We start from the raw sequence: 12835 nt of genomic DNA, 5'->3' as shown, positions 1-12835 counted from the left end.
TCATTTTATAATATGTCCGTTTTGTTTCGTAAACATGATGAGAAATAACGGATGGACATCCAACTGTTACAGTAATGAAACGAGCAACGCTTTTTGTGCATGAAGGCGATTGCCTGCTTGTTGGAAAATGTACGACTGTTTCCCATCGATCACATCTTCCGTCACTTCTTCTCCGCGATGTGCTGGCAAGCAATGTAGAAACATAAAATCTTGTTTCGCTTGTTGAACGAGCGCTTCATTCACTTGAAATGGGGCAAAAATGTGCATGCGCTCGTTCGCCTCCGCTTCTTGCCCCATGCTTGCCCAAACGTCTGTGTACACCACATCCGCATCAGCAATCGCTTCGTACGGATCGTTTGTCACAACGATCGTCGCTCCGCTTTCGCTCGCCATTTGTTTCGCTTCATTGACGATCGCTTGTTTCGGCTCATATCCTTTCGGTGAAGCAACAGCACAATCCATTCCAACTTTTGCCGCAGCTAACATTAACGCATGCGCCATATTGTTGCCGTCACCGATGTAGGAAAGCTTTAACCCTTGCAGTTTTCCTTTCACTTCGTAAATCGTTAATAAATCCGCAAGCGCTTGGCACGGATGGTCGTCATCGGTTAAGCCGTTAATGACTGGAATCGTTGCATAATGGGCGAGCTCTTCTACTTTTTCATGCTCAAATGTGCGAATCATAATCCCATCCACATATTGCGACAGCACGCGCGCCGTATCGGCAATCGTCTCGCCGCGTCCAATTTGCAAATCGCGGCTGCTTAAATGGAGCGCATGCCCGCCGAGTTGCACCATCCCCACTTCAAATGAGACGCGCGTTCTCGTGGACGGCTTTTCAAAAATCATCGCCAACGTTTTGCCGCTTAACGGCGTATACCGCTCACCACTTTGTTGCTTTTCTTTTAATTCAAGCGCTAAATGAAGCAAATACTCGATTTCTTCTTTTGAATAGTCCGCTAATGTTAAAAAATCTTTCCCTTTTAATTGAATCGTTGCTGTCATATTCATTTTCTCACCACTTCACGTAAATTTTTTAACCAATCTTGAATCGAACAAACAGAAAAATGTTGCACAGACAACGCTTGTAAAAATAAATGTGCTGTTTCTTCTTCCGTCACCACGAGCATATGACGGGCAAGCGCCTGTTTACGTCGCAACTCGCTCCGTTCATCACGCAATAAACTAACAAATATAAGTCCTTCTTTTTTCTCTATCCATTGTTCAAACGGCTCGTCTGTCACAATTTTTAGACCGTGGCGTTGTGCTCGTTCAAGGAGCGATGTCACATGCTCTGGCGCATCGATGTATATTTCGTACGCCTCTTTTTTCTTTACGAGATATGGATAAAACGCTTTTAATGCAGCTTCTTCTACCGTTTTTGCGATGCTAATGCCTTCGCCTGTCGATTTCATTTCCGGCCCAACGAGCGGATCGACACCAGGCAATTTATATGTCGAAAATACCGGATATTTTAAGACAACATACGGGAGTAAAACGGTTTGTTTGACTTCTTCCGACAAATATTTCCCAAGCAATACGTTTGTCGCTAGTTGAACCATTGGCACGCCTGTTACTTTGCTCACAATCGGAACGGTCCGACTTGCGCGTGGATTCACTTCTAATACGTACACTTCCCCGTCTCGTACGATAAACTGAACGTTCATTAACCCTTTAAAATGAAGCTTTTTTGTGATGCGTTTCGCATAATCGATCATTTTTTTCTTTTCCTCTTCCGTAAACGATTGGGCAGGTAGAAACGCATAGCTATCGCCAGAGTGAACGCCCGTTTTTTCGACATGTTCAATGATCGTGGGCACGAACACGTCATATCCGTCACAAATAGCGTCAAGCTCGCCTTCTTTTGCACGCATATATTCGTCAATTAATACAGGATATACAAGACCTTGCTCGACAAGTTCAGAAAGCTGTTGTTTATCATCAACAATATGCATTCCTCGTCCGCCAATGACATACGATGGACGAAGTAACAGTGGGTATCCAATTTCTTCTACTTTTATTCGTAGTTCTTCCTCATTGTTTGCCATCGTCCCTTTTACGTGTGGAATGTCAAGCGACTGAAGGAGCGCATAAAAACGTTCCCGATCTTCTAACTGATCGATCGTATCGCTATTCATGCCGATGATCGAAACGCCGTACGCTTCAAGCTTATTTGCTAAATTGATGGCCGTTTGACCGCCAAATTGCACGATAACCGCTTCAACGTTTTCGGCTTCTGCGACATTCAATACATCTTCAACGGTAAGCGGTTCAAAATATAAACGATCCGCAACGGTAAAATCGGTGCTTACCGTTTCTGGATTGTTGTTCATTAAAATGGCTTCATAGCCTGCTCGCTGCAGAGCGTACACACAATGAACGGAACTGTAATCAAATTCAACACCTTGCCCAATGCGAATCGGACCTGAGCCGAGAATAAGCATTTTCGGCTTATCGCTCGTTTGTACTTCGCTTTCACCGAAATATGTCGAGTAGTAATACGATGTTTCTGCTGAAAATTCCGCTGCACACGTATCGACCATTTTATAAGCTGGTACAATGCCGTATGCTTTTCTTTTTTCGCGCACATCTTTTTCATCAACGTTCCATATATAAGCTAAATACGCATCAGAAAAACCTTTTTCTTTTAGCATTCGAAATGTTTGTTCATCAATCGAATGAAGCGTCGTTTCTTTCGCCTGTTGTTCAAGCGCAATAAGCTGGGCAAAACGCGTTAAAAAATATAAGTCGATTTTCGTCCATTCGTGTATTTGTTCTGTCGCTATACCGCGGCGAAGCAGCTCGAGTATAGCGAAAAAGCGTCGATCATCTCCCATTTTCACGATATCCATTAACGACTTTGTCGGCTGTTTCGCAATTGTTGGTGAATATAAACCGATATGGTCTAACTCAAGTGAATGAAGCGCCTTTTGCAATGCACGTTCGAAATTGCGGTCAATCGCCATCACTTCTCCTGTCGCTTTCATTTGTGTGCCGAGACGACGATCAGCAAACGAAAATTTATCAAACGGAAAACGCGGAAATTTCACGACGACGTAATCAAGCGCAGGTTCAAAGCTCGCATACGTATGTCCTGTCACTGGATTCACTAGTTCCGCAAGCGTATAACCGACCGCTAATTTTGCCGCCATTCTTGCGATCGGGTAACCTGTCGCTTTCGATGCGAGCGCAGATGATCGGCTCACACGCGGATTTACTTCAATTAAATAATACTTTTTACTTTTTGGATCGAGCGCAAATTGAATGTTGCATCCTCCGACAACACCAAGCGCCGAAATAATTTTAATGGCAGCTGAGCGCAACATATGATATTCGACATCCGTCAACGTTTGCGACGGAGCAACGACGATCGAATCGCCCGTATGAATGCCAACTGGATCAATATTTTCCATATTACAAATCGTAATGCACGTATTTGTATAATCGCGCATCACTTCATATTCAATTTCTTTAAAACCAGCGACGCTTCGTTCCACTAAACATTGCGTAATCGGGCTTTCTTGCAATCCTTTTGTAACGATGTCGACAAGCTCCTCCATCGTCTGTGCGATGCCACCACCTGTTCCACCAAGCGTATACGCTGGGCGAACGATGATTGGAAACCCGATTCGTTTCGCAAATTGCACGGCTTCTTCAACTGTCGTCACAATTTCGCTTTCTGGCACCGGCTCGCTTAATTCATACATTAAGGCACGAAACGCTTCACGGTCTTCGCCACGTTTAATCGATTCAATCGGTGTGCCGAGCAAGCGAACGTTATATTTTTGTAAAATACCACGTTCATGGAGCGCAAAAGCCAAATTCAGTCCGGTTTGCCCGCCAAGCGTAGCCAACAGCCCATCGGGTCGCTCTTTTGCGATAATTTTTTCCATACTTTCAACGGTGAGCGGTTCAAAATATACAGCATCCGCATGCACCTCATCCGTCATAATTGTCGCAGGATTGTTGTTTGCTAAAATGACGCGATATCCTTCTTCTTTTAACGCTAAACAACCTTGCGTTCCTGAATAGTCAAACTCCGCTGCTTGCCCGATGACGATCGGGCCAGAACCGATGACAAGTATCGAACGTAACGTTGTATCTTTAGGCATACACTTTCTCCTTCCTTGCTGCTTTCATCATGTCGACAAATTCGGCAAAAATAAACTGCGTATCGTTTGGTCCAGGGTGCGCTTCCGGATGATATTGCACGCATAAAATCGGCTTTGTTTCATGACGGACGCCTTCCACCGAACCGTCATTGACGTTAATAAAGCGAATGGAAAGCGGCGTATCGGCTAAACTTTCCGCTTTAACGACATAGCCGTGATTTTGTGACGTCATGAACACTTTTTTCGTTTTCGCATCATATACCGGCTGATTCGCTCCGCGATGCCCAAACGGCAATTTTTCCGTATCTCCACCGTAAGCAAGCGACACGAGCTGATGTCCAAGACAAATCGCAAGCGTTGGGTAGCGTTCAATGACCGATAAAATGTTCGGCAAATGATGTGACAACTGTTTCGGATCCCCTGGTCCATTTGATAACAACACCCCATCTGGATCAAGTTGTTCTACCGTTTGTAACGTCGTATTGTACGGAACGACGGTCACGCGACAGCCATGCTTGATTAGCGATTGAACGATTGATTTTTTGTAGCCAAAATCAAATAAAACAACGTGCATATGACCGTCTCCATATGTTTTTATTTCCGATGTGCTAACGAGCGGAACAGGTGCTTGTTCCTCCATATGCACGATCGCTTGTTGACTCGTTGAAATGACGGCAGGCATCGCTCCATGCTCACGAATTTGTTTCACAACCGCTCGCGTATCCACATGAGTGAGAAGCGGAACGTTCCATTTTTGCAAATATTGTTTGAAACTATATGTCGCTTCGTAATGATAGCCCGTTTCTTCTACTTCATAAACGATGACTGCTTTGACATGTGGCTGTTTGCTTTCAAAATCAACTTCGTTAACGCCATAATTTCCAATAAGCGGATACGTAAAAACGATGATTTGATTTTTATACGATGGATCAGTTAACACTTCTTGATATCCTGTCATCCCTGTAAAAAAAACGACTTCTCCCGTAACATCTCCCGTCCATGTTGTTTCCAATTTTCCGAAAAAAATTTTGCCGTTTTGTAAATGTAAATACGCCTCCATGTTCACACCCCAAACGAATGTTTATTAAACAAAAAGAATTTTTATTCATTTATACGTATAAAAAATCGCGTTCATACGACGTTAACGCTTCTTGTAATATATTTATCGCTTCATCAAGTTCCTCTTTCGTCACGATGAGCGGTGGCAATAAACGAATGACGTTCGGTCCCGCTGCTAAGGCAAGCAACCCTTTTTCATGAATATGAGGCAAAATGTTTGCCACTGGTTCGCTACATACGATGCCGATCATGAACCCTAAACCACGCACATCTTGAACGATATGAACGTCTTTTAATTGCCCAGCTAATTTATTTTTGAAATACATTCCTTTTTCCTGTACTTCTTGTAAAAACGAAGGCTGAGTGACGATCCCAAGCGTTGCTTTCGCCGCTGCCATCGCTAAAGCATTTCCGCCAAACGTCGAACCGTGCACCCCTGCGCTAAACGTTGCGACCACATGTTTTTTTCCGATCATCGCTCCAACAGGAAATCCGCTTCCTAACCCTTTCGCAACGGTAATGACATCTGGTGAAATGTCAAATTGTTCATAAGCAAACAACGTTCCTGTTCGACCGATCCCTGTTTGCACTTCATCAACAATAAGCAATGCGCCATACGTTTGGCAAAGCTGTTCTGCCGCCTGCAAGAACGACTTTTCTCCGACGACAACACCGCCTTCACCTTGCACCACTTCGACCATCACAGCTGCAACTGTTTCATCCATTTCTCTCTCAAGCGCATCTATATCATTAAACGGCACATACACAAACGTCGGTAACAACGGGCCGAATCCGTCGTGAATTTTCGCCTGCCCTGTTGCTGACATCGTCGCAAATGTGCGTCCGTGAAACGACTGTTCACACGTAATGATTTTCGACCGTCCTGTATGTTTACGTGCGAGCTTGATCGCCGCTTCGTTCGCCTCCGCTCCGCTATTGCAAAAAAATACGGCGTCACCAACAGAATGTTGAACAAGAAGGGAAGCAACTTGTTCTTGAATCGGAAGATGAAATAAATTCGATACGTGCCATACTTCGTTTAACTGCGCTTCTAACGCTTGTTGCACAGCAGGATGACGGTGACCAAGATTGCATACCGCAATACCGGCAACAAAATCGATATATTGTTTTCCATCCGTCGCGATGACTTTCGTCCCTTCCGCTTTTGCGACCGTAATCGGAAAACGTTGATAAGTAGGAAAAATCATACATACACCTCTTTCTTCATCATCGTTCCACGCCACGTTCCTTCTTTATAAAACGGAACTTTTCCGCTTACAATGGCCACTTCATTGACCGAGTGGAGCGCATGAAGGGCGGCTTTGACTTTCGGAATCATCCCACCTGAAATCGTTCCGTCTGCGATCATCGCTTCAATCATTTGAGCTGTCGCTTCTTCCACAACTTCTCCATTGTTTAAAATGCCATCCACATCTGTGACAAAAACGAGTTTATCAGCCGAAAGTGCCTGCGCAATAGCCGCTGCGGCTGTATCTGCGTTAATGTTATACGTTTGCCCACCTTCATCTACACCGATTGGCGCAATGACGGGAACGTATCCGTGACGCAACAACGTATGCACAAGCTTCCCACGAACGTTCACGACTTCACCGACATAACCAAGCGCATGAAGATCAATTGGCTTTGCTTGTAAAAGACGATCATCCACACCCGATAACCCTACTGCGCGAATGTCGTTTGCTTGCAAAAGAGAGACGAGCGTTTGATTCACTTTTCCGTTTAACACCATTTCGACAACGTCCAACACATCTTTGGTCGTTTTTCGCAAGCCGTTTACAAATTCAGATGGAATGTTGAGCGCCTTCAACAACTGCCCAATGTCTGGCCCGCCGCCATGAACGATGACAACATCAAGTCCGCTTTCTCTTAGTTGTTTTACGCTCGTAAAAAACGATGGGGATAACTCATGAAGCACGCTGCCGCCACATTTAATAACAATCACACCGCTCCCCCCTTACGTGCGATAGCTCGCATTAATTTTAATGTAGTCATACGTTAAATCGCACCCCCACGCGATACCTTCTCCTTCACCGAGATGTAAATCGACTGTAATGACGACAACATCTTCCATTAAGGCCGCTTTCGCCTCTTCCTCTGAAAACGGTACCGGTTGGCTTTGCTTTAACATTTGAATGGAGCCAATCCATACGTCAACACAGTCGGGATTGATCGTTGCTCCACTATGACCGATCGCGCCGATAATACGCCCCCAATTGGCATCCGCCCCATACACCGCTGTTTTCACTAAATTCGAGCCGACGATATGTTTGGCTGCCCATTTTGCTTCTTCGTCTGTTCGCGCTCCCTTGACGCGCGCTTCAATCAATTTCGTTGCCCCTTCACCGTCGCGCGCAATTTGTTTCGCTAAATGTTCACACGTTTGGCGAAGCGCTTCATAAAAATTCGCCCAATCCGGATGTTGTGGAGAAAGCGGCTCATTGCCTGCTAACCCGCTCGCCATGACGATGACCATATCGTTCGTTGACGTTTCTCCGTCAACAGTAATTTGGTTAAACGACACATTTGTAATCGAACGAAGAGCATCTTGTAACACATCTGACGGAACGTTTGCATCCGTCGTAATAAAAGCAAGCATCGTCGCCATATTCGGATGAATCATCCCCGATCCTTTTGCCGCTCCTGCGACCGTCACGACTTGACCGTCCACGATCGTTTCGTAGCACGTTTTTTTCATGACAAGATCGGTCGTTAAAATCGCCGTTTGAAAATCAACCGCTCCAGCCCATTCTGCCGTCGGTTTCAATTTTGGGATGCTTGCGCGAATGTTTTCCATCGGCAAACATTCACCGATCACCCCTGTCGATGCCACAGCGACAAGATGCTCATGGAGCCCGAACGTCTCCGCACACAATTTTCTCATTTCGTACGCATCTTTTAATCCTTGTTCGCCTGTACATGCGTTGGCATACGCGCTGTTGACGATTACTGCTTGCAGCTTGTTTTCAACAGCGATGCTTTGCTTTGTTACTTGCAATGGAGCGGCTTGAAACACGTTTTGCGTATATACTGCCGCACATGATGCGGGCACGTCACAAACGATCACCCCTAAATCTTTTTTCGTATAACGTAAGCCCGCATGCACACCTGCTGCTTGAAATCCTTTCGGCGTGACAATCGTTCCATCGGCTATATATTTCACTTTTTTTTCTTTCACTTTCACTTTTCTCCCCCCATTTACGGATACAGTGGCATTGACGTCAATCCCGTTTGTTCATCAAATCCACACATCACATTTGCATTTTGAATAGCCTGCCCCGCTGCACCTTTCACTAAATTGTCGATGACGCTCACAACGGTGATGCGGTTTGTTCGTTCATCATAAGCGATCCCGATATCGCAATAGTTCGAGCCGTACACGTCTTTCGTGCACGGAAAAGATCCCGCTTCCCGAACGCGCACGAACGGGCAATGTTTATACGTTTCTTTATATAACTCTATGATTCTTTCATGCGATAATGCGCATGCAGCTTCCGCATAAATCGTCGCCATAATGCCGCGCGTCATCGGAATTAAATGCGTGCTAAACGTCATTGGTGCCATTTGTTCGTTCCAATCGCACAACATTTGTTCTATTTCAGGAATATGTTGATGTGTATTTACTTTGTATATTTTTACATTTTCATTCGTTTCCGCAAAATGAACGCCAAGCGAAACGCCTCGTCCTGCGCCAGATACGCCTGATTTCGCATCAACGATGACGGAATGCGGCACAATCCATTTTTCAATGACAAGTGGCGCTAATCCGAGCAACGTTGCTGTCGGATAACAGCCAGGATTGGCGATTAAATTCGCCTTCGCAATGTGTTCACGATTCCATTCTGTTAAACCGTATACTGCCTGTTTCAACACTTCTTCGCTCGGCGGCGTTTTTTTATACCACTTCGCATATACGCTCCCATCACGCAAACGAAAGTCTCCAGATAAATCGACGACTTTATATCCTGCCGCAAGCAATTTTGGCGTCCATTCGCTCGATACGCCCGGCGGCGTCGCTAAAAAAACGAGCTCTCCTTCCATTTCGTCGATTCGGATATCGCGCAATACAAAACGTTCTTTCATATGCGGATACACATCGTGTAGCAAAACATCACTTTGTGAAGATGAATGGACGGAAGCGACATGCATATACGGATGATGTTGCAATAAGCGAATGAGCTCAATTCCCCCATATCCTGTCGCTCCAATAATGGAGACTTTCATCAAACCGTTCCCCACTTTCTGTATATTTTATAAATTTAGTTATCATTATAATACTGCATAAAAATAAAATCAAATGTATATTTAAATATTTTTTCGTTTTTCCACTTCCTTTATTGACGCCATATATATTTTTCTTTTTAATGGAATTAGATAACAACAAAAGGTGGTTAGCGTATGACAATTCGACCGATCTCCTTATCCGAGCTTCTTTCCCTCCCTCACCATATCATCAACATACAAAAAGGAGAATATATTTTTCGCGAAGGGGAAACGACAAACGAACTATATATTGTATGCAAAGGAAAAGTACAATTAAGCAAAACGACGGAGGAAGGACGTGAACTGTTGCTTCGCATTTGTGAGCAAGGCGATGCGTTTGGGGAGATCGTTCCGTTCCAGTTGACGTGCACATGTACCGTCAGCGCAAAAATGATGGAAACAGGAACGTTAGCTGTGATTAACAAGCAGCAACTCGAAGAAAAATTGTTGATAGATCATGTGTTTGCGTTGCAATTTATGCAATGGATTCATTTACAATTACAGCGGATGCAAACGAAAATACGCGATTTAATTTTGCACGGAAAAAAAGGGGCGCTGTATTCGACGCTCATTCGATTAGCAAATAGCTACGGCGTAGAAACAGAAGATGGCATTCTTATTGACTTCCCGATAACAAACCAAGAGCTTGCCAACTTTTGCGGCAGCGCCCGCGAAGTCGTCAGCCGCTTATTAAAAGAATTAAAAGAGCTCGAGATCATTTCCGTCGAGAAAGGGAAAATGACGATTCACGATGTGCAATTTTTAAAAGATGAAATTCGCTGTGAAGGCTGTCCCATTGATATATGTAACATGAAATAAACGGGTGTCCGAAAAAATGAAGACACCCGTTTTGCACGATATTAATAAACGATCATGATAACAAGCGCAAAATAAACAGCATTGGCAATTTCGTAAATCCCTACTTTTTTAATGGGCATCGCTTTTCCATAAAAGTAAATGGCACGCACGACGCTCGGCACATAAGCGAGCGCAAGCCAGCCATGGCCCGTTGCGCTGCATGCGACAATAAGCCCGATATGAAACAACCATGATGCCCATTTGTAACGCGGATTATTTTTTTCGCGAATCATCGTTTTGACGTAAAACGTGCTTCCGATGAAAAATAACATGGAGACGATAAACAAAAACCATGCTTTTCCATCAATCGTTCCTGTACCGATGTAGTAACTGCCAAGCCCGCCAATCGAAAAGTTGATAATTGCAGCGACATCATTTGTAAACGACCGCTCTTTTTTCTTTTTCGCAAAATACATATTCACTAGAAAAAACGGAATAATTGCTAATCCGAAATACAAAAGCGTCGGTTTGTAAGCAAGTGGAATTGCGACAAAGCCGAGCGCGATCAACATATATGTGGCAAACCATTGTTTATGACGAGCGTTCGCTTGTTTTTTCACGATTAACGTCCATATATATGTGGCTAAATAAAGAAAAAACCATGCAATGAAAAGTGGAAGATGAAGCCACGTCGCCTGACCGATATCGACGCCGAACAAAAACGGAATAATTAACATTGCCCAAGCGCCATGTTGTTTTGGAATAACCATCACATCCCCTCCTTCATCTTCGATTGTATCATCATCTTCCTTCTTTTTTTGTGACGCTCATCACATATTTTTATAAATGTGTGACAAACCATTGAACCGTTTGTAAAAACGCCTCGCGCGTCACTTTATGCCCCGCATGTTCATCAATTAGCATTGTAAGCGGCTGATGAAACGGCTCGATTTGTTTATAAAAAGCGTATGTATAATCAAACGGAACGACGTCATCTTGTTTTCCGTGCCAAATGAAAAGCGGACGACCGTTTAATTTTTCAGGTTGTAGCGATAAATCGTATGCCGTTAATGTGTTGCGTAACGCGTCGAGTTGCTGTTTAGAAAGTGGCAATGTCATCCCTTTTCGCTCGGCAAATTGCAATTGCAAATCAAAAAACGTTTGATAGCAAGGGCTCCCCATTAGCGAACCAGCCACGCGAATCCATTCATATTGCGTCAACGCACCAAACGTCACAATGCCCCCCATCGATGTCCCAACGACGCCAATGCGCTTTGGATCAACAAGTTCTCGCGCCACAAGCTCATTTTTTATTTGTTCTAATTCGCGAATAGTCGTTAACACAATATCCCAAAAAGACAAATGAAGTTCATCGTCAGAAAGCGGATTTGGACGTTCCCCATGATACAACGCATCCGGCAAAACGACACGATACCCTGCTTCCGCAAGCAAATAACCGAAATGAAGATTATGTTCTTTCGCGCTTGTAAATCCATGAATAAAAATGACAAGTGGTCGCATATGATGTGTATCATCTTCTTTCACGACGTGCAAGCACGGAATATTTGCGATCGACTCCCGAATAATCGACACCATGTTCTCATCTCCCATTTTATGTTTTAACATTATCTTACCATATAGACAAATATTTTGGAAAAACGATACACTAATAACGAACGATTTTAACGAAAAGGGGAACGACAATGGAACAACATTTAATTGCACTTGATTTAGATGGCACGTTATTAAAAGATAATAAAACGATTTCTGATCGTACATACGATGTCATTCAACAAGCAAAACAAGCAGGGCATATTGTCGTTATTGCGACAGGACGACCGTATCGTGCGAGCAAAATGTATTATGAACAACTCGACTTAACGACACCGATCGTCAATTTTAACGGCGCGTTCGTTCATCATCCGAAAGACGACAGTTGGGGAATGTATCATACGCCATTGCAGTTAGAAACGGTAAGAGAAATTGTTGAAGTAAGTCGAAAGTACAACGTGCGCAACATTTTAGCCGAAGTGATGGACGACGTTTATTTTCATGAACATGACGAGCAGTTACTTGATTTATTTAATTTAGGGAACCCAAACGTATATATCGGAAACTTGCGTGACATTTTACGCAAAGAGCCGACAAGCATTTTAATTTTATCTGACGAACAAAACGTCGGGCGCATTCGCACATATTTGTCAGAAGTGCACGCAAACGTCATCGACCATCGCAGTTGGACAGCCCCGTGGCACGTCATCGAAATCGTCCGTACGGGCATTCATAAAGCGGTCGGTCTTGAAAAAATTGCTTCTTTTTACGGCATTCCACGCGAGCGCGTCATCGCTTTTGGCGATGAAGATAACGATATCGAGATGTTAAAATGGGCAGGCGTAGGCGTTGCGATGGGCAATGCGATTGAACCGCTTAAAGCAATCGCAGATGATGTGACAAAAACAAATGAAGAAGATGGCATCGCTATTTATTTGCAATCATTATTAAAGTTATAAAAAATTCCCTCACGTATTGTAGCGTCATATGTGCAAACTATATGCGACGCCATATGCGTCACAAGCGGCAAATAA

The 12835-nt window shown here is 44.0% G+C and carries 11 protein-coding genes; 2 read left to right on the top strand and 9 right to left on the bottom strand.

Annotated features, from left to right (window positions below):
- Positions 1–66: 66 nt before the first annotated feature.
- From argF to argC, 7 genes are read right to left on the bottom strand one after another with little or no spacing between them, the layout of a single operon-like run.
- Entirely contained in the window at positions 67–1011 is a 945-nt protein-coding gene (gene argF, locus ASC42_RS03270; RefSeq protein WP_209424217.1) for an ornithine carbamoyltransferase, read from the bottom strand.
- Entirely contained in the window at positions 1008–4112 is a 3105-nt protein-coding gene (locus tag ASC42_RS03265; protein WP_055440535.1) for a carbamoyl-phosphate synthase (glutamine-hydrolyzing) large subunit, read from the bottom strand. Before ASC42_RS03265 ends, argF begins: the two co-directional genes overlap by 4 nt.
- A complete protein-coding gene (locus ASC42_RS03260) occupies positions 4105–5172 on the bottom strand; it encodes a carbamoyl phosphate synthase small subunit (protein ID WP_055440534.1) in 1068 nt (355 codons plus the stop codon). Before ASC42_RS03260 ends, ASC42_RS03265 begins: the two co-directional genes overlap by 8 nt.
- A gap of 49 nt (positions 5173–5221) precedes the next feature.
- Positions 5222–6379, bottom strand: a complete 1158-nt coding sequence (locus ASC42_RS03255; RefSeq protein WP_055440533.1) for an acetylornithine transaminase — start codon at positions 6377–6379, stop codon at positions 5222–5224.
- The gene (gene argB, locus ASC42_RS03250; RefSeq protein ID WP_055440532.1) at positions 6376–7134 is read right to left on the bottom strand and encodes an acetylglutamate kinase; all 759 of its coding nucleotides are present in this window, start codon (positions 7132–7134) and stop codon (positions 6376–6378) included. Before argB ends, ASC42_RS03255 begins: the two co-directional genes overlap by 4 nt.
- Positions 7135–7146: 12 nt before the next feature.
- Positions 7147–8373, bottom strand: coding sequence for a bifunctional ornithine acetyltransferase/N-acetylglutamate synthase (gene argJ, locus ASC42_RS03245; RefSeq protein WP_055440531.1), 1227 nt, complete (start codon positions 8371–8373; stop codon positions 7147–7149).
- Between the two features lie 14 nt (positions 8374–8387).
- On the bottom strand, positions 8388–9413 hold the full coding sequence (gene argC / locus ASC42_RS03240) for an N-acetyl-gamma-glutamyl-phosphate reductase (RefSeq protein ID WP_055440530.1): 1026 nt from the start codon (positions 9411–9413) through the stop codon (positions 8388–8390).
- 174 nt (positions 9414–9587) lie between these two features.
- Here argC and ASC42_RS03235 point away from each other — a divergent pair, with 174 nt between their 5' ends.
- On the top strand, positions 9588–10271 hold the full coding sequence (locus ASC42_RS03235; RefSeq protein ID WP_055440529.1) for a Crp/Fnr family transcriptional regulator: 684 nt from the start codon (positions 9588–9590) through the stop codon (positions 10269–10271).
- A gap of 41 nt (positions 10272–10312) precedes the next feature.
- Here the strand turns inward: ASC42_RS03235 and ASC42_RS03230 are convergent, their stop codons facing one another.
- Both ASC42_RS03230 and ASC42_RS03225 read right to left on the bottom strand, forming a co-directional pair.
- Positions 10313–11020: a YwiC-like family protein gene (locus ASC42_RS03230; protein WP_055440528.1), complete on the bottom strand. Its 708-nt coding sequence runs from the start codon at positions 11018–11020 to the stop codon at positions 10313–10315.
- A 70-nt stretch (positions 11021–11090) separates the two neighbouring features.
- Positions 11091–11846 carry an alpha/beta fold hydrolase gene (locus ASC42_RS03225; RefSeq protein WP_055440527.1) on the bottom strand — a complete coding sequence of 252 codons (756 nt, stop codon included), beginning with the start codon at positions 11844–11846 and terminating at the stop codon, positions 11091–11093.
- A gap of 107 nt (positions 11847–11953) precedes the next feature.
- Here ASC42_RS03225 and ASC42_RS03220 point away from each other — a divergent pair, with 107 nt between their 5' ends.
- A complete protein-coding gene (locus tag ASC42_RS03220) occupies positions 11954–12760 on the top strand; it encodes a Cof-type HAD-IIB family hydrolase (protein WP_055440526.1) in 807 nt (268 codons plus the stop codon).
- Positions 12761–12835: the final 75 nt, after the last annotated feature.

This window comes from Anoxybacillus suryakundensis, from assembly GCF_001418025.1.
Lineage (GTDB): Bacteria > Bacillota > Bacilli > Bacillales > Anoxybacillaceae > Anoxybacillus > Anoxybacillus tengchongensis.
This window is presented reverse-complemented; position numbering and strand designations above follow the sequence as displayed.

Excerpts from the sequence above, each read along its gene's own strand:
- ASC42_RS03255 (WP_055440533.1), bottom strand. The coding sequence starts at position 6,379 with ATGATTTTTCCTACTTATCAACGTTTTCCGATTACGGTCGCAAAAGCG.
- argC (WP_055440530.1), bottom strand. The coding sequence starts at position 9,413 with ATGAAAGTCTCCATTATTGGAGCGACAGGATATGGGGGAATTGAGCTC.
- ASC42_RS03230 (WP_055440528.1), bottom strand. The coding sequence starts at position 11,020 with ATGGTTATTCCAAAACAACATGGCGCTTGGGCAATGTTAATTATTCCG.
- ASC42_RS03220 (WP_055440526.1), top strand. The coding sequence starts at position 11,954 with ATGGAACAACATTTAATTGCACTTGATTTAGATGGCACGTTATTAAAA.
- ASC42_RS03235 (WP_055440529.1), top strand. The coding sequence starts at position 9,588 with ATGACAATTCGACCGATCTCCTTATCCGAGCTTCTTTCCCTCCCTCAC.
- ASC42_RS03265 (WP_055440535.1), bottom strand. The coding sequence starts at position 4,112 with ATGCCTAAAGATACAACGTTACGTTCGATACTTGTCATCGGTTCTGGC.
- ASC42_RS03260 (WP_055440534.1), bottom strand. The coding sequence starts at position 5,172 with ATGGAGGCGTATTTACATTTACAAAACGGCAAAATTTTTTTCGGAAAA.
- argF (WP_209424217.1), bottom strand. The coding sequence starts at position 1,011 with ATGAATATGACAGCAACGATTCAATTAAAAGGGAAAGATTTTTTAACA.
- ASC42_RS03225 (WP_055440527.1), bottom strand. The coding sequence starts at position 11,846 with ATGGTGTCGATTATTCGGGAGTCGATCGCAAATATTCCGTGCTTGCAC.